Origin of the sequence: Citrobacter sp. CK199 (assembly GCF_030333285.1) — a bacterium.
Classification (GTDB): domain Bacteria; phylum Pseudomonadota; class Gammaproteobacteria; order Enterobacterales; family Enterobacteriaceae; genus Citrobacter_B; species Citrobacter_B koseri.
On sequence record NZ_JAOWGF010000021.1, the window covers coordinates 123568 to 149717 of the forward strand.

General features: G+C 54.8%; 28 protein-coding genes. 7 read left to right on the top strand and 21 right to left on the bottom strand.

Translation table 11 applies throughout. The annotated features are described in order from the left end of the window. Positions 1–64: 64 nt before the first annotated feature. The 8 genes from ugpB to livK all read right to left on the bottom strand — a co-directional run bounded on the left by ugpB (position 65) and on the right by livK (position 7173). Positions 65–1381 carry a sn-glycerol-3-phosphate ABC transporter substrate-binding protein UgpB gene (gene ugpB / locus OGX75_RS01910; protein WP_024131025.1) on the bottom strand — a complete coding sequence of 439 codons (1317 nt, stop codon included), beginning with the start codon at positions 1379–1381 and terminating at the stop codon, positions 65–67. A 200-nt stretch (positions 1382–1581) separates the two neighbouring features. Further along, entirely contained in the window at positions 1582–1950 is a 369-nt protein-coding gene (locus OGX75_RS01915; protein ID WP_047460595.1) for a type II toxin-antitoxin system death-on-curing family toxin, read from the bottom strand. After that, positions 1947–2168: a type II toxin-antitoxin system Phd/YefM family antitoxin gene (locus tag OGX75_RS01920; protein WP_047460592.1), complete on the bottom strand. Its 222-nt coding sequence runs from the start codon at positions 2166–2168 to the stop codon at positions 1947–1949. Before OGX75_RS01920 ends, OGX75_RS01915 begins: the two co-directional genes overlap by 4 nt. A gap of 138 nt (positions 2169–2306) precedes the next feature. Beyond that, positions 2307–3020 carry a high-affinity branched-chain amino acid ABC transporter ATP-binding protein LivF gene (livF, locus tag OGX75_RS01925; RefSeq protein WP_047463875.1) on the bottom strand — a complete coding sequence of 238 codons (714 nt, stop codon included), beginning with the start codon at positions 3018–3020 and terminating at the stop codon, positions 2307–2309. 17 nt (positions 3021–3037) lie between these two features. Next, the gene (gene livG / locus OGX75_RS01930) at positions 3038–3805 is read right to left on the bottom strand and encodes a high-affinity branched-chain amino acid ABC transporter ATP-binding protein LivG (protein WP_286450975.1); all 768 of its coding nucleotides are present in this window, start codon (positions 3803–3805) and stop codon (positions 3038–3040) included. After that, positions 3802–5079, bottom strand: a complete 1278-nt coding sequence (livM, locus tag OGX75_RS01935) for a branched chain amino acid ABC transporter permease LivM (RefSeq protein ID WP_012135563.1) — start codon at positions 5077–5079, stop codon at positions 3802–3804. The genes livG and livM overlap by 4 nt, the downstream gene beginning before the upstream one ends. After that, complete coding sequence (gene livH / locus OGX75_RS01940) at positions 5076–6002, bottom strand: high-affinity branched-chain amino acid ABC transporter permease LivH (protein WP_012135564.1); 927 nt, start codon at positions 6000–6002, stop codon at positions 5076–5078. Before livH ends, livM begins: the two co-directional genes overlap by 4 nt. A gap of 61 nt (positions 6003–6063) precedes the next feature. Further along, positions 6064–7173, bottom strand: a complete 1110-nt coding sequence (gene livK / locus OGX75_RS01945) for a high-affinity branched-chain amino acid ABC transporter substrate-binding protein LivK (RefSeq protein WP_012135565.1) — start codon at positions 7171–7173, stop codon at positions 6064–6066. Positions 7174–7716: 543 nt separating this feature from the next. Between livK and panM the strand changes: the two genes are divergently transcribed. Continuing rightward, positions 7717–8100: an aspartate 1-decarboxylase autocleavage activator PanM gene (gene panM / locus OGX75_RS01950; RefSeq protein WP_275376157.1), complete on the top strand. Its 384-nt coding sequence runs from the start codon at positions 7717–7719 to the stop codon at positions 8098–8100. A 110-nt stretch (positions 8101–8210) separates the two neighbouring features. Here panM and livJ read toward each other — a convergent pair whose 3' ends face one another. The 6 genes from livJ to ftsY form a co-directional block, all read right to left on the bottom strand. After that, the gene (livJ, locus tag OGX75_RS01955; protein ID WP_024131030.1) at positions 8211–9314 is read right to left on the bottom strand and encodes a branched chain amino acid ABC transporter substrate-binding protein LivJ; all 1104 of its coding nucleotides are present in this window, start codon (positions 9312–9314) and stop codon (positions 8211–8213) included. A 206-nt stretch (positions 9315–9520) separates the two neighbouring features. Then, positions 9521–10786, bottom strand: coding sequence for a 4-aminobutyrate--2-oxoglutarate transaminase (locus OGX75_RS01960; RefSeq protein ID WP_286450976.1), 1266 nt, complete (start codon positions 10784–10786; stop codon positions 9521–9523). Between the two features lie 224 nt (positions 10787–11010). Next, entirely contained in the window at positions 11011–11865 is an 855-nt protein-coding gene (rpoH, locus tag OGX75_RS01965; RefSeq protein ID WP_012135571.1) for an RNA polymerase sigma factor RpoH, read from the bottom strand. Between the two features lie 258 nt (positions 11866–12123). Then, positions 12124–13182, bottom strand: a complete 1059-nt coding sequence (ftsX, locus tag OGX75_RS01970; protein ID WP_024131031.1) for a permease-like cell division protein FtsX — start codon at positions 13180–13182, stop codon at positions 12124–12126. After that, entirely contained in the window at positions 13175–13843 is a 669-nt protein-coding gene (gene ftsE / locus OGX75_RS01975) for a cell division ATP-binding protein FtsE (protein ID WP_012135575.1), read from the bottom strand. Before ftsE ends, ftsX begins: the two co-directional genes overlap by 8 nt. A gap of 2 nt (positions 13844–13845) precedes the next feature. Then, on the bottom strand, positions 13846–15348 hold the full coding sequence (ftsY, locus tag OGX75_RS01980) for a signal recognition particle-docking protein FtsY (RefSeq protein ID WP_286450977.1): 1503 nt from the start codon (positions 15346–15348) through the stop codon (positions 13846–13848). A 136-nt stretch (positions 15349–15484) separates the two neighbouring features. On the opposite strand from ftsY, the gene rsmD reads away from it, so the two are divergent. Further along, positions 15485–16081: a 16S rRNA (guanine(966)-N(2))-methyltransferase gene (gene rsmD, locus OGX75_RS01985; protein ID WP_012135578.1), complete on the top strand. Its 597-nt coding sequence runs from the start codon at positions 15485–15487 to the stop codon at positions 16079–16081. Further along, positions 16071–16346, top strand: a complete 276-nt coding sequence (locus OGX75_RS01990) for a DUF1145 family protein (protein WP_049011343.1) — start codon at positions 16071–16073, stop codon at positions 16344–16346. Before rsmD ends, OGX75_RS01990 begins: the two co-directional genes overlap by 11 nt. 48 nt (positions 16347–16394) lie before the next feature. Here the strand turns inward: OGX75_RS01990 and OGX75_RS01995 are convergent, their stop codons facing one another. The 4 genes from OGX75_RS01995 to OGX75_RS02010 all read right to left on the bottom strand — a co-directional run bounded on the left by OGX75_RS01995 (position 16395) and on the right by OGX75_RS02010 (position 18870). Next, positions 16395–16904: a DUF1240 domain-containing protein gene (locus tag OGX75_RS01995; protein WP_049011344.1), complete on the bottom strand. Its 510-nt coding sequence runs from the start codon at positions 16902–16904 to the stop codon at positions 16395–16397. Between the two features lies 1 nt (position 16905). Continuing rightward, a complete protein-coding gene (locus OGX75_RS02000; RefSeq protein WP_286450978.1) occupies positions 16906–17784 on the bottom strand; it encodes a hypothetical protein in 879 nt (292 codons plus the stop codon). A 9-nt stretch (positions 17785–17793) separates the two neighbouring features. Then, positions 17794–18273: an Hcp family type VI secretion system effector gene (locus OGX75_RS02005; protein WP_286450979.1), complete on the bottom strand. Its 480-nt coding sequence runs from the start codon at positions 18271–18273 to the stop codon at positions 17794–17796. Between the two features lie 237 nt (positions 18274–18510). After that, a complete protein-coding gene (locus OGX75_RS02010) occupies positions 18511–18870 on the bottom strand; it encodes a DUF2500 domain-containing protein (RefSeq protein WP_049011347.1) in 360 nt (119 codons plus the stop codon). A 141-nt stretch (positions 18871–19011) separates the two neighbouring features. Here OGX75_RS02010 and OGX75_RS02015 point away from each other — a divergent pair, with 141 nt between their 5' ends. Beyond that, positions 19012–19638 (top strand): lysoplasmalogenase, encoded by a 627-nt coding sequence (locus OGX75_RS02015; RefSeq protein ID WP_012135582.1) that lies wholly within the window; start codon positions 19012–19014, stop codon positions 19636–19638. A 76-nt stretch (positions 19639–19714) separates the two neighbouring features. Beyond that, positions 19715–21913: a Zn(II)/Cd(II)/Pb(II) translocating P-type ATPase ZntA gene (gene zntA, locus OGX75_RS02020; RefSeq protein ID WP_286450980.1), complete on the top strand. Its 2199-nt coding sequence runs from the start codon at positions 19715–19717 to the stop codon at positions 21911–21913. A 90-nt stretch (positions 21914–22003) separates the two neighbouring features. Here zntA and OGX75_RS02025 read toward each other — a convergent pair whose 3' ends face one another. Continuing rightward, positions 22004–22987, bottom strand: coding sequence for a TRAP transporter substrate-binding protein (locus tag OGX75_RS02025; RefSeq protein ID WP_012135584.1), 984 nt, complete (start codon positions 22985–22987; stop codon positions 22004–22006). 176 nt (positions 22988–23163) lie between these two features. Then, the gene (gene tusA, locus OGX75_RS02030) at positions 23164–23409 is read right to left on the bottom strand and encodes a sulfurtransferase TusA (protein ID WP_012135585.1); all 246 of its coding nucleotides are present in this window, start codon (positions 23407–23409) and stop codon (positions 23164–23166) included. A gap of 170 nt (positions 23410–23579) precedes the next feature. On the opposite strand from tusA, the gene OGX75_RS02035 reads away from it, so the two are divergent. Together OGX75_RS02035 and OGX75_RS02040 are read left to right on the top strand one after the other, a co-directional pair. Beyond that, entirely contained in the window at positions 23580–24245 is a 666-nt protein-coding gene (locus tag OGX75_RS02035; protein ID WP_012135586.1) for a 7-cyano-7-deazaguanine/7-aminomethyl-7-deazaguanine transporter, read from the top strand. Positions 24246–24317: 72 nt separating this feature from the next. Next, entirely contained in the window at positions 24318–24875 is a 558-nt protein-coding gene (locus OGX75_RS02040) for a DcrB family lipoprotein (protein WP_024131033.1), read from the top strand. Positions 24876–24878: 3 nt separating this feature from the next. Here OGX75_RS02040 and OGX75_RS02045 read toward each other — a convergent pair whose 3' ends face one another. After that, positions 24879–26096, bottom strand: coding sequence for an MFS transporter (locus OGX75_RS02045; protein ID WP_012135588.1), 1218 nt, complete (start codon positions 26094–26096; stop codon positions 24879–24881). Between the last annotated feature and the right edge of the window lie 54 nt (positions 26097–26150).

A 26150-nucleotide genomic window follows, 5' to 3' on the forward strand; every position in this document is an offset into this window, starting at 1 on the left:
TCGCCTTACCCGGCCTACGGTCTTGTAGGCCCGGTAAGCGCAGCGCCTCCGGGCATATCATGCGTTACGATTTCGTTGACTGCTCAAAGCGACGCAGCAGCTGATTACCACGCTCAACGGCGGCATCCAGCGCCTGCTGCGGGGATTTCTTCCCGGTCCACACGCTTTCCAGTTCCTCATCCACAATGGTGCGGATCTGCGGCATGTTGCCCAGACGCAGACCTTTGGTGAACGGCAACGGCGGCTTGTTCAGCATCTGGCGCGTGGCAATATCCGCGCCGGGGTTCTTATCATAGAATCCCTGCTCGCGGGTCAGATCGTAAGCCGCTTTGGTGATCGGCAGATAGCCGGTTTTCTGATGCCATTCAGCAGCATTTTCCGGCTTCGCCAGGAAGTCGAGGAATTTCGCCACGCCGGTGTAGGTCTCTTTGTCTTTACCCTGCATCACCCACAGGCTCGCCCCGCCGATAATGGCGTTTTGCGGCGCATCTTTGGCGTCTGCGTCATAAGGCATCATGCCTACGCCGTAATTAAATTTGGCATAGTGGCGGATATCCGCCAGAGAACCGGAAGAGGCGGTGGTGATGGCGCAATCGCCGTTGTAGAACTTCTCAGTGGATTCGTCTTTACGCCCGAAGTAGCTGAAATCACCCTTCTTGTTCAGTTCTTCCAGCAGCGCGATATGTTTCACCTGCTCCGGCTTGTTAAATTCCAGCACCGCGTCAGTACCGTCAAAGCCGTTATTTTGAGTGGCGACCGGCAGACCATGCCAGGCGCTGAAGTTTTCAATCTGAATCCAGCCCTGCCAGCCGCTGGCGTAGCCGCACTTCATTCCTGCCGCCTTCAGCTTTGCGGTGTACTCCGCCAGATCCTGCCAGGTTTTCGGCGGCTGCTCTGGATCTAAACCGGCTTTTTTGAAAGCGTCTTTGTTGTAGTACAGCACCGGCGTGGAGCTGTTAAACGGCTGGGACAACAGATGTCCGCTTTTGGAATCGGTGTAGTAACCGGACACCGTCGGTACAAACTGCGACTCATCGAAACTGATGCCCGCGTCGCTGAACACTTCATAGACCGGTTTAATCGCTTTCGACGCCATCATAGTCGCGGTGCCGACTTCATAAACCTGCAACAGCGCCGGAGCGTTGCCGGTACGAAACGCGGCGATACCCGCGCTCAGGCTCTGTTCATAGTTGCCCTTATACACCGGCACAATCTTGTAATCAGGATTGGCCGCATTGAAACGTTGCGCCAGAGAATCAACCTCTTTCCCCAGCTCGCCTTCCATAGAATGCCAGAATGGAATGGTGGTAACGGCCATGGCGTTTCCCACGAATGCCAGGCTTAACGCCAGTCCTAACGCTGTATGTCGTAACGATGTCATTCGCTTATCTCTCTTGTTGTGCCGGATGCGCGATATCACGCGTTTTATGCTCGCGAGGTAACATGACATGCGCGAATGACAGAAAAATAACTTTTTAGTTACAAATAAATGACAGCCAAACGTCAGCAGGATGATAAGAAGATGATGGAATGGTGAAGATAATATGTAGGCCCGGTAAGCGTAGCGCCACCGGGCGGCGGCTACCGACGCAAACGCTGTACAATTTCCTCTAGCGACAGACGTCCTGCGGCAGCTTCGACTGTCATATCAACATAATCGGGATTAGCAGCCAGAAAGATACCGTTACGTTTGAGAAACAGCAATGTGATGAACAATGCTGTTCTCTTATTACCATCGTTAAAAATATGTCCACGAGAAATAGCGAGTAGATGCATCGCCGCAAGGATCCAGACATCGGTAATACTTTCGTATTCGTATTTATTTAAAACACGGTACAACAGCGCTTCAGCCCGCCCAGGGTCCGGCATTCCCGGAACGCCGGGCGTTACGCTCAATAATTTGTCATGAAAACGGATTATCTCTTCCGCTGAGATAAATTGAAGTGTCATTTATCGGCCAGTTCTCTTAATTCGTCGCCGTGAACGCCCATGATGGCATCAAATTCAGCATCCAGTTTTGCTGTCTGATAACGTTCAAACTCCTCTGCGCTGATGATAACCGCAGATTTATGCCCCCGACGCGTAATCGTCACCGGCGTACCCGTGGCAGCAGAATCAAGCACAGAGGCAAGGTTCTGCCGTACCTCACTATAGTTCATTGTACGCATATAGCCTCCTTTTAAGTACACATAAATTGTACAACTAAAACGTACAAAAAACAAAAAGCCGGGTGGCGGCTTCGCCTTACCCGGCCTACAGGATCGAGTAGGCCCGGTAAGCGTAGCGCCACCGGGCACACAGACGGTTTAGCCTCCGAGGTATGCGCTGCGCACCGCTTCGTTGGCCAGCAACGCATCGCCGGTATCTTCCAGCACCACATGACCGTTTTCCAGCACGTAGCCGCGATCCGCCAGCTTCAGCGCCTGATTCGCGTTCTGTTCGACGAGGAAGATGGTCATTCCCTGCTCGCGCAGCTGTTCGATGGTATCGAAAATCTGCTGGATGATGATCGGCGCCAGACCCAGGGACGGCTCATCCAGCAGCAGCAAACGCGGCTGGCTCATCAATGCGCGGCCAATCGCCAGCATCTGCTGTTCACCGCCGGACATGGTGCCCGCACGCTGGATACGACGCTCATGCAAGCGCGGGAACAGCGCGTAAACCCACTTAATGCGCTCCTGAAACTGGTCGCGCTCGGCGAAAAAACCGCCCATCGCCAGGTTCTCTTCTACCGTCATACGGGAAAAAACGCGACGCCCTTCCGGGACAATCGCCACCGCTTCACGCATGATTTTCGCCGTCTGCCAGTCGGTAATGTCTTTACCATCAAACACAATCCGACCACTGGTGGCGCGCGGATCGCCGCATAACGTGCCGAGCAGCGTGGTTTTACCCGCGCCGTTGGCGCCAATCAGGGTGACGATTTCTCCCTGACGAATATGCAGGCTCACCTCGTGCAGCGCCTGGATTTTGCCGTAGTGGGCACTGACTTTGTCAAAGGACAACATGACTTTTTCCATCTTATGCGTCACCACCATTATGCTTCACCTAAATAGGCGCGGATCACGTCCGGGTTGTTGCGAACTTCTTCCGGCGTCCCGTTCGCCAGCGGCGTTCCCTGGTTCACCACGTAAATGCGATCGGAAATCCCCATCACCAGCTTCATATCATGCTCAATCAGCAGAATGGTGGTGTTGTGATGATTACGCAGCTCCGCAATTAATTCGTCCAGCTCTTTGGTCTCTTTCGGGTTCAGACCCGCCGCCGGTTCATCCAGCATCAGGATCTCCGGCTGCGTCACCATGCAGCGGGCGATCTCCAGACGACGCTGGTCGCCGTAGGCCAGGTTGCTGGCCTGGCGGTTGGCGTGCTCCAGCAGGCCGATACGCTCCAGCCAGGTGGCGGCACGATCGAGCGCTTCACTCTGCGCCCGACGGAACGCCGGAGTCTTCAACAGACCCGAAAAGACGCCGGTTTTCAACTGCTGATGTTGCGCAACCAGCAGGTTTTCAATCACCGTCATCTCACGGAACAGGCGGACGTGCTGGAAGGTACGCACCACGCCCATACGGGCAATCTGCTGACCCGGCAGCCCTTCCAGATGCTGATCGCGCAGTATAATGGTGCCACCGGTCGGTTTATAGAAACCGGTCAGGCAGTTAAAGACCGTGGTTTTCCCGGCGCCGTTTGGCCCGATCAATGAGACGATTTCGCGTGGATGCAACTCCAGTTCAACGTTGTTTACCGCCAGCAGACCGCCAAAGCGCATCATCAGGCCGTTAACGGATAATAATGGCTGACTCATGCCTGCTCTCCTTTCGCTTCCCCGTTTTTCAGTTTCAACTGCGGACGGGTCATCGGCAGCAAGCCCTGCGGACGCCAGATCATCATCAGTACCATCAAACCACCGAGCATCAACATGCTGTATTCGTTGAAGTCACGCATTAGCTCGCGCGATACCACCAGCAGGATAGCGGCGAGAATAACCGCGAACTGCGAACCCATGCCGCCAAGCACCACAATCGCCAGTACAAAAGCGGATTCGGCAAAGGTGAACGACTCCGGGCTGACAAAGCCCTGGCGCGCGGCGAACAGCGTTCCGGCGAACCCCGCAAACGCGGCGCTGATGGTAAACGCCGTCAGCTTAATGCGCGTCGGGCTTAAGCCTAATGAACGGCAGGCAATTTCATCTTCACGCAGCGCTTCCCATGCCCGCCCCAGCGGCATACGCAGCAGACGGTTGATCACAAACAGCGAGAAGACGACCAGCAGCAACGCCACCAGGTAAAGCCAAATCACGCGGTCGGATGGATCGTATTTCACGCCGAAGAAGTTGCTGAAGGTATCCCAGCCGCCTTCACGGGCGGTACGGCTGAACTCCAGACCGAAGAATGTCGGTTTCGGGATCTGGCTGATACCGTTCGGCCCGCCGGTCACTTCGGTGTTATTGAGCAGCAGGATGCGCACAATCTCGCCAAAGCCTAAGGTCACAATCGCCAGGTAGTCGCCGCGCAGGCGCAATACCGGGAAGCCGAGCAGGAAGCCCGCCGCCGCCGCAACCAGCCCCGCCAGCGGCAGGCAGGTCCAGAACCCCAGACCGTAATAGTGGTTCAGCAACGCGAAGGTATACGCGCCAATGGCGTAGAAACCGCCGTAGCCCAGCACCAGCAGACCAGACAGCCCCACCACCACGTTCAGCCCAAGACCGAGGATGATATAAATCATGGTCAGCGTGGCGATATCAACGGTGCCGCGCGACACCATAAACGGCCACACAACGGCGATGACCAGCAGCGCAATCAGGAACAGCTTCTGCTTCACGGTTGAGCCATCAATCGCTGGCAGAACAAATTTAGGCCCAGAAATGCCCTTCAGGCTTTTCTGGAAAATCGGTCGCAGCAACTGGAAGAAAAAGACCACGGCAGTACCGATAAACACCCACTGCCAGCGAATATCCGCAGCAGTCCCCACCACCAGTTTGGTGCCATCGAGTTCCAGTTGAACGCCCATAAAGACGCCCGCCAGCACGAAGAACATGGCGGCAGAGAGCAGCGCCATCGCAAAATGCATCGGTTTCATACTTTCTCTACCTCCGGGCGGCCCAGGATACCGGTCGGCATGACCAGCAGCACCAGAATCAGCAGCGCAAACGACACCACATCTTTATATTCGGTACTCAGGTACGCAGAGGAGAGCGCTTCGGCGACGCCCAGAATCAGGCCGCCAATCATCGCGCCAGGAATGCTGCCGATGCCGCCAAGCACCGCGGCGGTGAAGGCCTTCATCCCGGCCATAAAGCCAATATACGGGTTGATAACGCCATAGAACTGACCGAGCAGCACGCCCGCCACCGCCGCCATCGCCGCGCCAATCACAAAGGTCAGCGCAATCACGCGGTCGGTATTAATGCCCAGCAGACTCGCCATTTTCAGGTCTTCCGCACAGGCGCGGCAGGCGCGTCCCATACGGGAGTAACGGATGAACAGCGTCAGCGCCAGCATCGCCAGGAAAGTGACAATCCAGATGACCAACTGCATGGTGGTAATGCTGGCGGCGAAGTTCTCGCTGCTGCCGATAATCCACTGGCCGTTAAACAAACTGGGGAGCGCCACGTCACGCGAACCTTCGGTAAGACTGACGTAGTTTTGCAGGAAAATAGACATCCCGATCGCGGAGATGAGCGCAATCAGTCGCTTGGAACTGCGCACTGGCCGATAGGCCACCCGTTCAATACTCCAGCCATAGGCGCTGGCGATAATGATAGCCCCGACGAATCCGGCGGCGACCAGCAGCCAGCTGGTATCAATGCCCATCATCATCAGCGCGGCGATGATCATGAAAGAGACATAGCTGCCGATCATATAGACCTCGCCGTGGGCGAAGTTGATCATGCCGATAATGCCGTAAACCATCGTATAGCCGATAGCGATCAGCGCATAGGTGCTTCCCAGCGTGACGCCGTTAAACATCTGCTGCAAGAAATAGAGAAACTGCTCGGACATAAGGTAACCTTTCTCAACCCGCCCGTTTTGCGCGGGCGGAGGGATAACTTGTCTTCAGGCGTTATTTGGCAACGGTCGATGAGCCGTCGGCATGCCACTGGAAGACACCAAACTCAAATCCCTTCAGATCGCCTTTTTCATCCCAGTTCAGCGGCCCAATCACGGTATCAGCCCCGTGTGCTTTCAGATCTTTCACCAGATCGAGCGGCGCTTTGCTGCCGGTACGATCCATTGCGGTTGCCAGCGACTGCACCGCAGCGTAGGTGATCCACACGTAAGGGCCGGTAGGATCTTTTTTGTCGGCTTTAAGGGCATCGACAATGCCTTTGTTCGCCGGGTCCTGGTCATAGCGTTTTGGCATCGTCACCAGCATGCCTTCTGCCGCCGCGCCAGCAATGTTGGACAGTGAGGCATTGCCCACGCCCTCTGGCCCCATAAACTGGGTTTTCAGGCCGATAGCGCGCGCCTGGCGCAGCATCTGGCCCATTTCCGGGTAGTAACCGCCGTAATAAACGAAGTCGATATTCTCTTTTTGCAGGCGGGCAATCAGCGCGGAAAAGTCTTTCTCGCCAGCGGTAATCCCGTCAAAGAACACGATATTGGCGTTGCCCGCTTTCAGGCTGTCCTGTACGGAACGCGCCAGACCTTCACCGTACTGCTGCTTATCGTGAATAATGGCGATACGCTGCGGCTTCACTTTCTCAAGAATATATTTCGCCGCCGTTGGCCCCTGGGAGGAGTCCAGGCCCGCCGTACGCATGATGTGTTCGTAGCCGCGCTGCGTCAACTCCGGGTTTGTGGCGCCCGGGGAGATCATCAGGATGCCTTCATCTTCATAGATATCAGACGCGGGCTGTGTGGAAGAGGAGCACAGGTGGCCGATAACGTACTGAATGCCGTCGTTGACGATTTTGTTCGCCACCGCGACAGCCTGTTTCGGGTCACAGGCGTCGTCATACTCAACGCCCACCAGCTTATCGCCTTTGATGCCGCCTTTGGCGTTGATGTCTTTAATGGCCTGACGCGCGCCGTTAAATTCCATATCGCCCCACTGCGCTACCGGGCCGGACATCGCCCCGACAACGGCGACTTTAATATCGTCCGCCATTGCCGTATGCGACATCGCCAGTGCAACCACTCCTGCGATGATCGTTTTCGCATTCCGTTTCATTTACTGAATCCCCATTCGTGACGTTATTACACTTCATCCTTCACGCTGCTTCGGTGTTGGCTACGTGCGTTCCCCCAGTCACTTACTTATGTAAGCTCCGGGGATTCACGCTCTTGCCGCCTTGATGCACCTTGAATGATTTTGTGTATATATTTTGTATTTATGTGGTTAAAAAGCAGACTGTGCTTTTTTTGAACTATGCTATTTTTACCTGTTGCATTAATGGTTTAGCACAGTTTTTTATGCAAAATCAGAGTAAAAACTCTATTTTTCAGTCGATTAAGAAAAGATAATATTCTGATTTCAGCTATAGATAAACAAAAAAAAGCGCACTTGTCAGCATAAAATAACGGTACAAAGAGCGGAATAAAACACTGCCTCCCAGGGGATTATCCTGCCTGTTTTTCATTCTCTGATGTTTCAAACTGTACTTATCGTTGCCAAAAAACTAATCGCCTGGTAAATGAAATAAAAAAGAGAAAGTGTCGGAACACATTATTTCGGTACACTGGTTCTCTCTTTGGTGATTTGGACATGCTGTCGATGAAGCTGACCATCGTTCGTTTAGAAAACTTTAGCGCCCAGGATCTCATCGATCTGGGTAAAATCTGGCCGGAATACTCCGCCTCGTCTTTAAGCGTAGATGATACTCACCGGATCTACGCAGCGCGTTTCAACGAGCGTCTGTTGGGCGCTGTGCGGGTAACGCTAAGCGGTACGCAAGGCGCGCTGGACTCATTGCGGGTTCGCGAGATCACGCGTCGTCGCGGCGTGGGGCAGTATCTGGTGGAAGAGGTGATCCGCAATAATCCGGGCATTTCAGCCTGGTGGATGGCAGATGTCGGCGTCGAAGAGCGAGGCGTAATGGCGGCGTTTATGCAGGCATTAGGGTTTACGGCGCAGGCGGACGGCTGGGAAAAACGGTAATAAAAAAGCCGGATGGCGCTGACGCTTATCCGGCCTACGTGTTTTGCAACTCTCACGCAATTTTCCAGGCATGCAGGCCGGGTAAGACGAAGCCGCCACCCGGCACTCAATTACCTGGCGTCGGTTGCCGTACCGTCGGCATGCCAGGTAAAGACGCCGAACTCAAAGCCTTTCAGATCGCCCTTCTCATCCCAGGACAACGGCCCCATAACGGTTTCCACGGTATTCGCTTTCAGGTATTTGGCGATTTCAGCCGGATCGTCGGACTGATTCAGACCCGCCTGCAATGACTGCAACGCCGCGTAGGTGGTCCACACAAACGCGCCGCTTGGGTCCTGTTTCTTCGCTTTGATAGCGTCTACAATCGGTTTGTTCGCCGGAACCTGATCGTAGTTCTTCGGCTTGGTGACCAGCATCCCCTCGGCAGACTCACCGGCAATGTTAGACAGCGACACGTTCGCTACCCCTTCCGGCCCCATAAACTTCGTTTTCAGGCCAGCAGCGCGAGCCTGGCGCAGGATCTGCCCCATCTCAGGGTGGTAGCCGCCGTAATACACAAAGTCGATGTTCTCTTTCTTCAGGCGCGCCACCAGGGTGGAGAAATCTTTCTCGCCGGCGGTAATCCCGTCGAAGAACACCACGTTGGCGTTGCCTTTTTTCAGGCCATCCTGCACCGCGCGCGCCAGGCCTTCACCGTACTGCTGCTTATCGTGAATAATGGCGATGCGCTGCGGCTTCACGCTTTCCAGAATATATTTCGCCGCCGTCGGCCCCTGATCGGAGTCCAGACCGGTGGTGCGCAGGATCAGCTGATAACCGCGCGCGGTCAGTTCCGGTGCGGTCGCAGCCGGGGTAATCATCAGAATGCCTTCGTCTTCATAGATATCAGACGCAGGCTGCGTGGATGAGGAGCACAGGTGGCCGATAACATATTTAATGCCGTCGTTGACCACTTTGTTGGCTACGGCTACCGCTTGTTTCGGGTCGCAGGCATCATCATATTTCACGGCAACCAGCTTATCGCCCTTGATGCCGCCTTTCGCGTTGATATCGGCAATCGCCTGCTCCGCGCCGGTAAATTCCTGATCGCCGTACTGCGCTACCGGGCCGGACATCGCGCCGACAACGGCCACTTTGATATCCTTAGCAAACGCCATATTGCTCAAAGACAGGGCGATACATCCTGCCAATAACGCTTTACCCTTCATATTCATCCTGAGAATCCCCATTATTGTGGTTATTACGTATGTTGTGATGTTGTTGTTCAGCACTTTATTTCAATTAATGGTAAGCCGCCCGTGCTTTAGCAGCATACTCTGCTAAAACATACCCGATTTTTATGATTTTGGAATAGCTAATTTGACAGTCAGATAACAAGTTGATGACAAAACGGGACGCCGCCGCAACGGGCGGCGTCGGTTTATCGTGTCAGCGAACGCGTAATGATCTCCAGCGCTTTACGGAACTGCGCATCGGGGATCGTCAGCGGATAGAGGAAGCGGATCACGTTGCCGTAAACACCGCAGCTGAGCAGCAGCAGACCCTCCTGCAATGCGCGATCCTGCACCTGCCGGGTAAATTCCGGGGACGGCTGGCCGGTTTGCGGATTGGTAAACTCTACCGCCACCATCGAGCCCTGCGCGCGGATCTCGGCAATGGACGGGCAGGCGGCTTTCGCTTTGTTCAACACCTCAACCAGATGCTGACCAAGCTGCGTGGCGCGAGTGCAGAGATCGTCTTCTTCAATCACATCAAGCACCGCATGCGCGGCGGCCACCGCCAGCGGGTTTCCGGCGTAGGTGCCGCCAAGACCGCCCGGCGCAGGCGCATCCATCACCTCGGCGCGACCGGATACCGCCGACAGCGGCATACCGCCGGCCAGACTTTTGGCCATCGTAATGAGATCCGGCTGAACGCCGTGGTGCTCCATCGCAAACAGTTTGCCTGTACGGGCAAAACCGGTCTGCACTTCATCGGCGATCAGCAAGATGCCGTGGGTATCGCATAACGTACGCAGCGCCTGCATGAAATCCGTTGGCGCAACGTTAAAGCCCCCTTCCCCCTGCACCGGTTCCAGGATAATGGCCGCCACCTGGTCCGGCGCAATATCGGCTTTAAAAATCCGTTCGAGACTGTTCAGCGCATCCGCCGTGGTAACGCCATGCAAAGGATTCGGATATTGCGCGTGATAGACCGATCCCGGGAACGGCCCAAAGCCAGTTTTGTAGGGCGCGACCTTACCGGTGAGCGCCATCGTCATAAAGGTTCGCCCGTGAAACGCGCCGCCAAAGGTAATCAGCCCCGGTCGTCGGGTACAGGCGCGCGCAATTTTCACCGCGTTTTCGACCGCCTCCGCGCCGGTAGAGAAGAAAGCCGTTTTCGCCGGGCCGTTGACCGGCACGCGCTCGTTAATACGCTCGGCAAGCGTAACGTAGCTTGCATAAGGCACGATTTGATACGCGGTATGGGTAAATGACTGGAGCTGTTTTTCAATTGCCGCGATGACTTTTGGATGGCGGTGCCCGGTGTTCAACACGGCAATTCCGGCGGCGAAATCAATCACCTCATTGCCTTCAATATCCCACAGCGTGGCGTTTTCCGCTCTGTCGGCATAGAAACCGCACATCACCCCGATGCCGCGCGGCGTCGCTTGCAACCGTCTTTCATTCAGTTCGTTATTTTTCACCTTCTCCCCCTAAGATGCGCACAACCCATCGGTAAGTGTTTGCCAGGGGGGAAGAATTCGCCAGAGCGGGGGAGAAAAAAAGCGTTATCCCCGTAGCCCGATAAGCGAAGCGCCATCGGGCATTTATGTCGGCCTGTTTGCCGGATGGCGGCGGTGCCTTATCCGGTCAGGAAAACAAAAAACCCCGGATTCTCATCCAGGGTTTTTCGGGCACTTCGCGGAAATTACGCTTCGATAGCGGCGCGCAGTTTCTTCATCGCGTTCTTTTCAAGCTGACGTACACGTTCAGCAGAAACGCCATAGCGGTCGGCCAGTTCCTGTAGCGTGGACTTATTGTCTTCGTCCAGCCAACGGGCGCGAATGATGTCCTGGCTACGCTCGTCCAGACCTTCCATTGCGTGGGTCAGTTTGTTTGCCGCCTGATCTTCCCAGTTATCCTCTTCAATGCCGTCGGCAAAGTTAGAGGTTTTATCCTGCAAATACAGCACTGGCGCCATCGGCTGGCTGTCAGACTCGTCGTCCGAAGACATGTCAAACGTCATGTCCTGCGCCGCCATACGGGATTCCATCTCGCGAACGTCTTTGCTGGTTACGCCCAGTTCGCGCGCCACCATTTCCACTTCATCCTGATTAAACCAGCCCAGACGCTGCTTGGTTTTACGCAGGTTAAAGAACAGCTTACGCTGTGCTTTAGTGGTTGCGACTTTAACGATACGCCAGTTACGCAATACGTATTCGTGGATCTCCGCTTTGATCCAGTGCACGGCGAAAGAAACCAGGCGCACACCCACTTCCGGGTTAAAACGGCGCACGGCTTTCATCAGGCCGATGTTACCTTCCTGAATCAGATCCGCCTGCGGCAGGCCATAGCCCGCATAGTTACGAGCAACATGAACAACAAAGCGCAGGTGAGACAGAATCAGCGTCTTAGCTGCTTCCAGATCGCCCTGGTAATGCAGCTTTTCAGCCAGTGCCCGTTCTTCGTCAGCCGATAACATCGGCCACGCGTTTGCAGCCCGGATGTAAGATTCCAGGTTACCAACAGGGGCTAAAGCTAAATTTTGCATTTCTTTGGTCATTCAAATCCTCTCAATTTATATCGTCTGGCACTGCAAATGGGCAACAAACGTGCCAGCGTTTATGAGCAACGAGAATAGCACTCACTCTTTTATCAGACAGTGATTTTATCCACAAGTTCAATGCAACGTTGTGAATAAATTACGCACAAAATGTGACACCGCTATGAAAAAACACTGTGGGCAGGGGAATGAGATGTTTTGAAGCTCTTTCCCTGCGAACGGGAACTCATTGCAGGGAAAGAGTATACCACGCTTTTATTAATCGGGAGTAAAGTGACGTAAATGTTGCACAGTGGCAAGCCACGCCGCAACCCAGCCGATCATCGAGCACACCAGCAGCAGCAACAGGCACTCATCGAACGATAAACCATTGATATCAAACTTCGTGCCGAAAACCTGCGCCACTTCCGTCACCGCTGACGACAAGCGCATCACCAAAATTTCTGACAAAATCAGTGAAAGAAATGCCCCTGAAAAACCGAGCAGCGCGCCGCCGTACAGGAACGGTCGCAGGATAAATCCATCCGTCGCGCCAATCAGTTTCTGCACGTTGATGGTGTCGCGGCGGGCGAAAATGCTCAGACGCACGCTGTTGCCGATGACGAGGAACACCGCCGCCACCATCAGCACGCCGATCATCGCGGAAACGCGCCCTACCAGCCCGGTCAGCGCCGCCAGACGGGCAAACCAGCTGTCATCCATACGCACTTCATCAATGCCGTTAATCTGCGAGATGCGATCGCGTAGCGTATTCAGCGACTCCGTTCCCTGGAAATCCAGTTTCGGGATCACCACCGCCACTGCCGGAAGCGGATTCTCTTCCAGCATGTCCAGCGCGCCGCCAAAGCCGGACCAGTTGCGGAACTCGCCCAATGCATCGTCGCGGGAGAGATAGTTGACCTTCTCCACCCCCTGCTCGGCCTGGAGCTGTGCGACCACCCCGGCGGCCGCGTCGTCATCCAGCGTCTTTTGCAGATAAACGGTGATCTGCGGGGACGGATAGTACTGCGTCGCCGCCTGGTTGACGTTCTTATAGACCATGTAGCAAACGCTTGGCAGCGTCAGAGAGATGGCAATCACCATCACCGTCAGAAACGTCGCCAGCGGCTTGCTTTTCAGATCCTGTAACGCGCCCTGGAACGCATAGCGCACCTGCTCGTTAAAGACGTTGGTTTTACGCGAGTTCGGCTTTGGCGAGGGTTTTGCGCGTCTCGGCGCATTGCGGCCGCCGTCGCCGGACGAACCGCCAGATTTACGAAAACGGTCCAGTCTGCCGCCAAACTGCCTGATTTGGTTGATAGCGTCACGCTTATTCACTGACCAGGCCTCCATGCAAATGACCTTCGCTCAGGGTGAGCATACGGTACGAACGACGGGAGATAAGCCCGATGTCGTGCGTCGCCATCAATACCGTCACCCCAACGCGGTTAAACTCTTCAAACAGACGTAAAATCCCTTCCGATAAGGCATCATCCAGATTCCCGGTCGGTTCATCCGCCAGTAGCACCGCAGGCTTGTTCACCACCGCACGGGCAATCCCCACGCGCTGCTGCTCACCGCCAGAGAGTTGAATGGGAAAATTCCTCGCTTTGTCCAGCAGCCCGACTTTATCCAGCGCCGCCGACACACGACGACGGATGTCGTCCCCGCTGGCGCCAGCGATAATCAACGGGATCGCCACGTTGTCATAGACCGTACGATCCATCAGCAGGTGGTGATCCTGGAAAATCATTCCGATCTGACGACGCAGAAACGGCACTTCACGGTTTTTCAGGCGCGTAATGTCATGCCCGCTGAAGAAGATTTTCCCGGCGCTCGGCCGTTCAATCCCACAGATAAGCTTCAGCAGGGTACTTTTCCCCGCGCCTGAGTGGCCGGTCAGAAACGCCATCTCGCCTGGCTGCATGTGGAATGTGACTCCTTGCAGCGCTTGTCTCCCACCGAGATAGGCCTTGCTGACATGTTCAAAGCGAATCATTGTTAATCCTCTCGGGCAAAAAGTGCCTCTATAAAATCGTCCGCCTTAAACGGACGTAAATCCTCGATACGTTCGCCCACACCAATATAGCGGATAGGAATGCCAAACTGATCGGCAACCGAGAAGATAACCCCACCCTTCGCCGTACCATCCAGCTTGGTCAGGGTGATACCGGTCAGGCCAACCGCTTCATGGAACAGTTTGGCCTGGCTTATCGCATTCTGCCCGGTGCTGGCGTCGATGGTCAGCATCACTTCATGCGGCGCATCTTCGTCGAGTTTCTTCATCACGCGAACGATTTTTTTCAGTTCTTCCATCAGGTGCGCTTTGTTCTGCAAGCGACCCGCGGTATCAGCAATCAGCACATCCACATTACGCGCTTTCGCCGCCTGGATGGCGTCAAAGATAACGGAAGCGGAATCCGCGCCGGTATGCTGGGCGATAACCGGAATGTTGTTACGCTGGCCCCAGACCTGCAACTGCTCTACCGCCGCCGCACGGAAGGTATCCCCCGCCGCCAGCATCACGGATTTGCCCTGCTGCTCGAACTGACGCGCCAGCTTACCGATCGTGGTGGTTTTCCCCACGCCGTTAACGCCAACCATCAGAATAACAAATGGCGTTTTGCCTTCAATATTAAGCGGTTCGTCAACTTTTGCGAGGATATCGCCCATCTCGTCTTTCAGCAGGCCATACAGCGCTTCGGCGTCATGCAGCTGCTTGCGGCTGGCACCCTCTGTCAGGTTAGCGATGATCTTGCGGGTGGTTTCCACGCCCACATCGGCAATCAGTAACTGCTCTTCCAGTTCTTCAAACAGATCATCGTCGATTTTCTTACCACGGAACAGACTGATAAATCCTGAACCGAGATTTTCTTTTGTTTTCAGAAGACTACGTTTCAGGCGCGCAAAGAAACCCTCTTTTGTCGGCTTCTCTTGCTCCTGAATCACCTCCTCAACCGGCGTCTCTTCTTCCGCCGCCGGCACGACAACCACCGCGTCTTCCGCCGCTTCCACCGCCAGCGCCTGCGCTTCCCGTTCTTCGTCGGTCAGTTGCGGTTCGTTTTGCGCCTCTTCTTCTACCGCCTCCACGATCTCTACCGTTTCCGCTTCGGCCTGCCACTCTTCAGGCGACGTCTCTTCGACGTTCACCTCTTCCGGCAGCGGCAGTTCTTCATGTTCCACCACCGCCTGCGGCTCAACGATGTCTTCTTCAACCACGGGGTCAACAACAGGCTCTACGACAGGCTCTGGCTCAACCGGCTGCGGTTTTTCGCTTTCCTGAACCTGTTCGGTAACGTTCACCACGGCTTCGGCGAAAGCGTCGGTCTCCGCCTTGCCGTGGGCGTACGTTTCCGCGTCGGCGTCTGCCGCCGTCTCAACCGGCGTCTCTGGCGCTAACTGTTCTTCAACACGCTGTTGTTCTTCGGTTTTTTGTTCCTGTTCCTGCTCTTTTTCACCAAAGCCCAGCCAGGAAAAGAAGCCACGTTTTTTCTGTTTTGCCATCTGCGACTGTACTCCTCGCGGTTAATATCTGGCGCTATATACATGGAAGCTAAAAAAATGATGAAATAGTCTACCACTTAACTTAATTCACATCACCGCCTGGAATGACACGTCAGCAGCGGATTGAGCAATAGAAATGAAAAAACCGAATCACTCTGGCAGCGGTCAAATCCGTATTATTGGCGGACAGTGGCGGGGCCGTAAACTTCCGGTTCCCGACAGCCCAGGGCTGCGCCCGACAACCGACCGGGTTCGCGAGACGCTGTTTAACTGGCTGGCGCCGGTCATGGTAGACGCCCACTGTCTGGATTGTTTCGCCGGAAGCGGCGCGCTGGGGCTGGAAGCGCTTTCCCGCTATGCGGCGGGCGCGACGTTGCTGGAGATGGATCGCGCCGTGTCACAGCAGTTACAAAAGAATCTTGCTACGCTAAAGGCAGGCAACGCCCGCGTGGTCAACGCCAATACGCTGGCCTTTCTGGCGCAGACCGGTACGCCGCACAACGTGGTGTTTGTCGATCCCCCGTTTCGCAAAGGGCTGCTGGAAGAGACGTTAAGCCTGCTGGAAACGCACGGCTGGCTGGCTGATGACGCGTATATTTACGTCGAAAGCGAAGTCGAAAACGGTCTGCCGCCCGTCCCGGCAAACTGGTCGTTGTATCGTGAAAAAGTGGCCGGACAGGTCGCATACCGCCTGTATCAACGGGAAGCACAAGGAGAAAGCGATGCTGATTAATCTGGGACGTCTGCTGATGCTGTGCGTCTGGGCATTTTTACTACTGAATATTTTCCAACCCTTTCCACGCCCGCTCAACATCTTCGTCAACGTCGCGCTGGTCTTTATGGTGCTGATGCACGGTATGCAGCTGGCGCTGTTAAAAAGCACCATGCCTAAAGATGGCCCGCAGATGACCACCGGCGAGAAAATCCGCATTTTCCTGTTCGGCGTGTTTGAGCTGCTGGTGTGGCAGAAGAAGATTAAAGATCAGTTGAAGAAGTAACCGTGATCTTTTCGCCCGGCGGCGCGTGGCGAGCCGGGCCAAAAAACGCTATTGCTGCTTTGGTTTGCCGTCCAGTGTGTCGTTCAGTTTTTCAATGTCGCTGTATTTTGTTTTGAGCAGATATTTCACCTGCTCGCAAATCTCTTCGGTCCGGGTGTAATAGGTGCCAGACGTCGGGCCTGAGCGCTCACATAAGACATAATTAGTGCCGAGGGGATAAAAAAGAACAATAAAAGAGAGGATATTACCAACAACAAACCCTACCCCCGCAACATGGATACCAATGGTAAAAGCCCTGTCGAAGAACCTGGGCGGCTGCATGCTTTTCGTAAAGGTCACGTAGGCAATAGCTAAAACAAAGCAACACCCCACCGGAAACATCAATAACAGGCAAAATGAACCCCAGAAAAAATAAACGATGCTTCTGGATTCAATCAGATCGGTGATGTCCGGCACACTGGCAAGATAAAACCCCCAGGTAACCCCTCCAAAAACAAATATACCCAGAAGCAAACCACATCTTTTTTTAATATTCTCCAGATTAATATTAAAGTTCATATCAATAAATTCCGCCGTAAAGGGACCTTCTGTACCCCAGGCGCTGGGCGTTCCACTCTTCAATTCTTTGCCGTTCTTTAAGTCCCTGACGAATACACGCTATAAGTTTGTCTGAGAGCTCATATTTTTTGTCCACTTCATTCAGAGACCAGGCTATGAAAAAACCTAACGCCACAACACCGATGATTTCACCCCAAACCGGAAAAGCTGCACTCGCAATAAATGGAGATGTGAGCCATGAAGCAAATTGTCCCAAACACTTTTCTGTAAATACACTCACAATCACCTTCGCCACATCCATCGTCACGTTCCCCAGCAGTGCGGCGACGTCATGGTCGGATTTAAAGATCAACTCAATCAACCGCCAGCATGCGGAAAACCAGATGCAGAATCTGGCCCCTGACATAATGCCGTTTCGAAACCCGGCGCTGCCAATGCCTACTTCAAGCACCTTAGGATGATTAATCCGGTAACGGGTTCCATTAAGGATGCGTCGCAAAGAAGGGTAACCAGTAATCTTCACATATAGCTTTCCCTGATAAGCATACTGCGTTGCTTTAATCCCAAGGCCTTTTAAGGTGAAGACAATCTTCCCGGCCTGCTGATAAGAAAAAAGCTTTGACAGGTTTTTAGTAGCAGAAACCGTATCTTTAATGTTACCGGCATAATTCGTCGAAAAACTGACGGGTTTACTGCCCAGCAAATCGTCAATTACGCCCTGAGCCTCCTCAGGCGTCAGCAGCATGATGTGTTGAGGATTGTTGTTCAGGTTATTTTTTAGCGTTCTGATTTCATTCTCGACACGCTGATTACGTTGCCAGTTATTTCCTCTAAGAATATCTTCACGGTGATTTCCTATCCAGTCATAATACTTTTCCATCATTATCCCTTAATAAATTCGCTCATCCCAAAGGCTGTATGCGCTGGTTCCCGTCATAATGTGCTCCCAGGTAATTGACTCATACGACAGCTCAATGACTTCTTCTGGCTGACCCGCACTGTCATCGATAGTATGAGGCACCTGTAAATGGATGCTGGATATTCTGGCATTGATAAGTTTTAGCGTGTAATAACACTCGTTTAAACCCGCCCTATTAGTTCGGTAGAAGCTAAATTCACAGTTCAATGTTTCATTGTCAGTTATGGCTTTCCCTAATAACGGCGAGGATTTATCTACCGGCTTAATAAATGTCAAACATTGATGGTTCACATTTTGTACCCGGCTCATGCCATGATTAACTGTCATTACCATTATCTGATCACGATGGGCGGGTTGTGATTTATTTCCTATCGAATTTACCGAGGCACATCCAGCAGAAATCAACCCCTGCGCCTGCCCATTCAAGGCCAACCACATTGTATTCGCCATATAAATTCCTTAGCTTTTTAAATTATATTCATATATATCTGCGATAACGTTGCAATAGCAGGATAGTGAAAAGTGGATAGCAGAATAGTGATATGACCGATATTTTAGTCACACAAAAAATATAACACCAAAGGTATTACCACAGAAAAATAAATAGCAGCCATATTTGAAAGGCATTATATATTTCAGTTGAATTTATTGTCGGCACTGGCGCTATAAACACAGTGCCGATCGGCGTTATTGCTCAGGCTTAAAGCCCTCAAACCGCGAACCTTTGTAGTTCAGCGTGCCTTTATCCCCGACCGTTAACGCATGGTACTGTTGGGCATCAAGCCGGAACGTCTGCTCAAGCCCGCCGCGCTGCGGTTTAAAGCTAACTTCATAGCGCATACTGGTGCCCGCTGGCGTCACCTGCTGCTGACGCGAGCGCCGATCGTTGATCGGCTTTTCGCGCTTATTGCTCACCACTACCTGCTTTTGCTGCAATGGCGCGGCATCGTTATCGGCTTTTTCTCGCCGCTGCGAAACAAAGCGAAACGACGCGGCGATAACAATCAAGCCAATGATAACAATGAAAAAAAGTGGTGGTTTACTCATCATTTTAACCCATCAGAAAATGCGGAAATAAGCATACCCTGCCCGTTATGGTGTTGTCATCTGCCTGCGCCGACCTCTACACTGGACAACAGGGCCGTGAGCATACCGCTCGCGAAAAAATAACGAATTCAAGGAACTAAGATGCTTTGGTCGTTTATCGCTGTCTGTCTTTCCGCATGGCTATTTGTGGACGCATCGTATCGTGGGCCAGCGTGGCAGCGCTGGGTCTTTAAACCTCTCACCCTGATTCTCCTTCTTTTACTCGCCTGGCAAGCGCCGATGTTCGACGCGATCAGCTACCTTGTGCTGGCGGGCCTGTGCGCCTCGTTGCTGGGCGATGCGTTGACGCTGTTGCCGCGCCAACGTCTGCTGTACGCCATTGGCGCATTCTTCCTGTCGCACCTGCTGTACACCCTCTATTTCGCCAGCCAGATGACGCTGTCGTTCTTCTGGCCATTGCCGTTAGTGCTGCTGGTGTTGGGCGGGTTGCTGATTGCAGTGATCTGGACGCGTCTGGAAGAGCTGCGCTGGCCGATATGCACCTTTATCGCCATGACGCTCATGATGGTCTGGCTGGCCGGTGAACTGTGGTTCTTCCGCCCGACCGCCCCGGCGCTCTCTGCTTTTATGGGCGCATCGTTGTTATTCCTCGGCAACATCGTCTGGCTGGGCAGCCATTACCGCTGCCGCTTCCGCGCGGATAACGCTATTTCCGCCGCCTGCTACTTTGCCGGGCACTTCCTGATTGTCCGCTCACTTTATCTTTAATAACGCTTGACTCTGGAGTCGACTCCAGAGTGTATCCTCCGGTTAATGAGAAAATTATCATCAACCGGAGGATGCCATGTTGACACCCGATACTGATGGCAAAAAAGTCCCACAATTTTCATCCTTCAAACTGGCGCCAGCCCCCCGGAAGGTAGATGACTGCTGCTGTGAGGGCGACTGCGCAACGGAAGCTCTCGTCCCCGACACCATCGAAGGGACGCGTTACACCTGGAAAGTCGCCGGTATGGACTGCGCCGCCTGCGCCCGTAAAGTCGAAAACGCCGTGCGCCAGGTCGGGGGCGTCAATCAGGTACAGGTGCTGTTCGCCACCGAGAAACTGGTGGTGGATGCGAATGCCGATATCCGCCAACACGTTGAACGCGCCGTACAAAAGGCGGGTTATACCCTGCGTGATGAACAGGCCACAGCAGAGGCGCGCGAATCCCGGCTGCAAGAAAACCTGCCGCTGATCACGCTCATCATTATGATGGCGATTAGCTGGGGGCTGGAGCAATTCAACCATCCGTTCGGCCAACTGGCGTTTATCGCCACCACGCTGGTCGGCCTGTATCCCATTGCCCGTCAGGCGCTGCGCCTGATGAAAACCGGTAGCTGGTTCGCCATCGAAACGCTGATGAGCGTGGCGGCGATTGGCGCACTGTTTATTGGCGCGACGGCGGAAGCGGCGATGGTGCTGCTGTTATTTCTGATCGGCGAACGCCTCGAAGGGTGGGCTGCCAGCCGCGCCCGCAAAGGGGTCAGCGCGCTGATGGCCCTCAAACCGGAAACCGCCACGCGCCTGCGCGATGGCGTGCGCGAAGAGGTGGCGATCAACACCCTGCAACCCGGCGACATTATCGAAGTGGCGGCAGGCGGGCGCTTACCCGCCGACGGCAGGCTGGTCTCCGGTTTCGCCAGTTTTGATGAGAGCGCGCTCACCGGCGAGTCGATTCCGGTCGAGCGCTCAACGGGCGAGAAAGTCCCCGCTGGCGCCACCAGCGTGGATCGGCTCGTTACGCTGGAGGTGCTGTCAGAACCGGGCGCCAGCGCGATTGACCGTATCCTGAAGCTGATTGAAGAAGCCGAAGAACGCCGCGCGCCCATTGAGCGTTTTATTGACCGCTTCAGCCGGATTTACACCCCGGTGATTATGGCCGTCGCGCTGCTGGTCACGCTGGTGCCGCCGCTGCTGTTTGCCGCGTCCTGGCAAGAGTGGATTTATAAGGGACTCACGCTGCTACTGATTGGCTGCCCGTGTGCGCTGGTCATTTCCACCCCGGCGGCCATCACCTCCGGGCTGGCGGCGGCGGCACGTCGCGGGGCGCTGATTAAAGGCGGCGCAGCGCTGGAGCAGCTAGGCAGAGTCACTCAGGTGGCGTTCGATAAAACCGGCACCCTGACCGTAGGGAAACCGCGCGTCACCGCCATCCATCCGGCAAGCGGGATCGGCGAAGCGGAGCTGCTGGCGCTGGCGGCGGCGGTGGAACAAGGCGCGACGCACCCACTGGCGCAGGCCATTGTGCGTGAAGCGCAGACGCGTGAACTGACCATTCCGCCAGCGCTGGAGCAGCGCGCGCTGGTCGGTTCGGGTATCGAAGCTCAGGTTAATGGCGAGCGCATCCTGATTTGCGCCGCAGGCAAACGCCCGGCGGAAGCCTTTGCCGGGCAAATCAGCGAACTGGAAAGCGCCGGACAGACGGTCGTGCTGGTGCTGCGCAACGACGACGTAATCGGCGTGCTCGCCCTACAGGATACGCTGCGCGATGACGCCCGCACCGCGATCGGCGAGCTTAATCAGTTAGGGGTGAAAGGCGTGATCCTGACCGGCGATAACCCACGCGCGGCTGCGGCCATTGCCGGAGAGCTGGGCCTGACGTTTAAAGCGGGCCTGCTGCCGGAAGATAAAGTCCGGGCGGTGACGGCGCTCAATCAGCACGCCCCGCTGGCGATGGTGGGTGACGGCATTAACGACGCCCCCGCAATGAAAGCCGCCGCGATAGGTATTGCGATGGGAAGCGGAACGGATGTCGCGCTGGAAACGGCAGACGCCGCCCTGACGCATAACCGCCTGCGCGGGCTGGTACAGATGATCCAGCTGGCGCGCGCCACCCACGCTAATATTCGTCAGAACATCGCGATTGCCCTGGGGCTGAAAGGGATCTTCCTCATCACCACGCTGCTCGGCATAACCGGTCTGTGGCTGGCCGTGCTGGCGGATACTGGGGCGACGGTGCTGGTGACCGCCAACGCGCTGCGGCTGTTGCGTAAAGGGTAGATTGTCGCCTGATGGCGCCAGGCTTATCAGGCCTACGGGGATCATGGCACGAACCCACGCAGGCCTGCTCATCCGGCGAAGCGAAGGCGCTTACTGCACGTCGGCAATCGCCTTCATCAACGCCTGGTGTTTTTCGCCATACTGCGCGCGGACCGGTTCGGTGGCCTTCACGAAATACGCTTTATCAATTTCGTGGAACTGCACGCCGCCAGCCTTCATCTTCGCTAATGCCTCCTGGTTGTAGGCATCCCACAATTTACGCTGCTCAAACTGCGCTTCGCGCGCCAGCGTCAGGATCTTCTGCTGCTCATCCGCAGTCAGCTTGTCCCACTTCACTTTGGAATAGAGCAGCATTTCCGGGGTGATAAAGTGCCCGCTGAGGGTGTAATTCTTCGCAACCGGCATGTAGTTATGCGCGACAAAAGTCGGCGGGTTGTTTTCCGCACCGTCAATCACGCCGGTCTGCATACCGCTAAACACCTCGCTCACCCCCATCGCCACCGAGTTCGCCCCCATGTCTTTCAGTGTATCCAGCGCCACCGGGCTTCCCTGCACGCGAATCTTCATACCGTGGAGATCTTCCGGCTTTTCCACCGGGTTTTTGGTAATCAGGTTGCGCGTCCCGGAGTCCATCCAGCCAAGAAACACCAGACGTGATTTCGGGTTGTTCGTCAGCTTATCGCCAATGCTTTTCCCGATATCGCCATCAATAATTTTGTGCATGTGGTCTTCGTCGCGAAACACATAGGGCAGCGTAAAGACTTCGATATCCGGCAGAATAGCCGCCACCGGCGCCATCGATACGCGAATCATATCAATCGCGCCGATTTGCGCCTGTTCGATCATCTGTTTTTCATCGCCCAGCACGCCGCCCGGGAACACTTTAATTTCCAGTTTGCCGTCGGTTTGTTGTTTGAGTTTTTCGCCCATTTTCTGCACGGCGACGACATTCGGATAGCCCTGCGGATGGACATCCGCCGCTTTAATGACCTGCGCGAAAACGGAATGGGAAAACAGTATTGACGCGGTAGCCAGGCACAGGGAAGCCGCGAGCGGCTTGAGAGTCACTTTCATCGGGTCAGCTCCAGAGGTTGAGAGGGTAGCGTTAAAACATTGTTTTAGTTTTTACGCTTAAACCGTAGCCGATGCCCTGAAAGATGAAGGTGAAGTGCTTCACAAAAAAGCAGGAAAAATTGAAACGATGGTTTAAAAATGTCGCAGCGGTCACGCCGGTTTTATCCGGCTGAGACTCAATGCTTTTTACGCAGCAAATAACGATACGGCAGCGAATCCGTCTCTTTCGCCATCAGCTCATGTTCCATAAACGTACAAAAGCCAGGAATATCGCGGGTTGTCGCCGGATCGTCGGCAATAATCAGCAGCGTTTCGCCCGTTTGCATGTTACGCACGGTTTTACGCACCATCATTACCGGTTCCGGGCAGCGTAGCCCCTGGGCATCAAGCGTATGGTCGGGGGAGGAAAACAGATCGGTCATCTTCGTCTCATTCACTAAAAAAACGGCTGTAGTTTACGCCCTGTTTGCCCGTAAGCAAATCAAGTTAACGATTGCGTGAAAAACAACCATTGCAATACGTTTTCAAAGCAGTATGATGCGGCGGTTTTATTGGGTTCCCTCACCCCAAATATCGATCAAAAAGGTACAATATGAACTCCTTTACTCAAATACAGCGCGTAAAAGCGTTGTTCTGGCTATCGCTATTCCACTTACTGGTGATCACCTCCAGTAACTATCTGGTACAGCTTCCGATCTCTGTTTTCGGGTTCCACACGACGTGGGGCGCCTTTAGCTTTCCCTTTATTTTTCTCGCGACCGACCTGACCGTGCGCATTTTTGGCGCGCCGCTGGCACGACGGATAATCTTTGCGGTGATGATCCCGGCGCTGCTCATCTCCTATGTCATCTCATCGCTGTTTTATATGGGCTCCTGGCAGGGATTTGGCGCGTTGCTGCACTTCAACCTGTTTGTCGCGCGTATCGCCACCGCCAGCTTTATGGCGTATGCGCTGGGCCAGATTCTGGATGTACACGTCTTTAACCGCCTGCGCCAGAACCGCCGCTGGTGGATGGCCCCCACAGCCTCCACGCTGTTTGGCAACGTCAGCGATACCCTCGCCTTCTTCTTCATCGCTTTCTGGCGCAGCCCCGATGCCTTTATGGCCGAGCACTGGATGGAAATCGCCCTTGTCGATTACTGCTTCAAGGTGCTCATCAGCATTATTTTCTTCCTGCCGATGTATGGCGTATTGCTGAATATGTTGCTGAAAAGGCTGGCAGATAAATCTGAAATCTCGGCATTGCAGACGAGTTAAAGGTTCATTTTCCGAGTTGTGATAAGATGGATGAATGAGCCGTTATGGCCGTTTATCGAAAGGAAGAAGTCAATGCGCAATCTGGTTAAATATGTCGGTATTGGCCTGCTGGTTATGGGGCTTGCGGCCTGTGATAACAACGATACCAATGCTCCGGCAGAGGGAACCTCTACGGAAAGCAACGCAACCGGACAACCTGTCAGCCTGCTGGACGGTAAGCTGACGTTCTCACTGCCAGCGGATATGACCGACCAGAGCGGCAAGCTGGGCACTCAGGCCAATAATATGCACGTCTACTCTGACGCGACAGGCCAGAAAGCGGTGATCGTGATTGTTGGCGATAACACCAATGAAGACCTCGCCGTGCTGGCGAAACGTCTGGAAGATCAACAGCGCAGCCGCGACCCGCAGTTGCAGGTCGTGACCAATAAAGCCATCGAGCTGAAAGGCCACACGCTGCAACAGCTGGACAGCATTATCTCTGCGAAAGGCCAGACCGCGTACTCTTCCGTACTGCTGGGCAAAGTGGATAACCAACTGCTGACCCTGCAAATCACGCTGCCAGCAGACGATCAGCAGAAGGCGCAAACCGCCGCTGAAAACATCATTAACACACTGGTTATCCAGTAACGGTTAAGACGATGACACGGCCTCCTGCGATACCGCCGGAGGCCGTTTTTTTAACCGCCAGGTCAGCAACAGCGCAATCGCCACCAGACCCGCCGCCGCCAGATAGATAACCGGCACACCCGCCCAGGTCATCAGCAGCCCCGCCAGCGGCCCGGTCACGCCCAACGATAAATCCATAAACACCGTATAGGTCGCCAGCGCCGCCCCTTGATTCTGCTGCGGCACCGCCTTTACCGCCACCACGCCCAGCGCCGGGAAGACCAGCGAGAACCCCGCCCCCGCCAGTAGCACGCCAATTTTCGCCATCCACGGCATCAGCGCAACGCCCACCAGCAGCAACCCGATAATCTCCACGCTAAAGCAGATCATCGCCACGTTTAAGCCGCCTAACCGATTGATGCCATTGGGGAACAATAAACGGGCGCCCACAAACGCACAGCTAAACAGCGTGAGCGCGAAGGCGGCGCCATCCCACCCTTTCGCGTCATAAAACAGCGTGATGAAGGTGGCGATAACGCCGAATCCCGCGGATGCCAGCGCCAGCGCCATTCCATACAGCCAGACGCGCCCAAGCACGGCGCGAAACGGCAGCGGTTTGCCCTTACTGGCTTTCACCGCCGGGCGCGGGAGCGCAAACAGCACGGCCAGCAGCGCCACGCCCATGATCGTCAACGCCAGCCCCTGTAACCCGCCCCAGGCGTAAAACAGCACGCCAAGCGGGGCGCCCATCGCCATCGCGCCATACGTGACAATACCGTTCCACGAAATCACCCGGCCAATATGCAGCGACCCCACCACGCCTACGCCCCAGAGCGTTGATCCGGTTCCGGCGAAGCTTTGTCCAATACCCAGAATGACACGCCCCAGGCATAACAGCAGCAGGCTTGCAATCGGCCAGCCGCTGGCGAATCCCGCCAGGAGATAGCTCAGGCCGCTCAGAAAGCAGCCGCACAAACCAAAGACGACAACCTTTTTCGGCCCCAGCAGGTCAGCGTAGCGCCCCGCATGAGGGCGGCTCACGAGCGTCGCAAAATATTGTAAGCTTATGACCAGCCCCGCCCAGAAAGCGCTAAACCCCATCACATCATGGACATAGCCCGGCAGGACTGCGAGCGGCAAACCGATCGTCAGATAACTGGCGAAGTTAAAAATCACAACAGAAACGATACGCAGATTGAGGCGTAATCCGCTAAGCGCCGGTTCAGCGACGGGTTCGGGCATGGGAGGTCACCACGTTTTTACAACAGTGTTTCATTTTTATCATGCTGAGTCGCG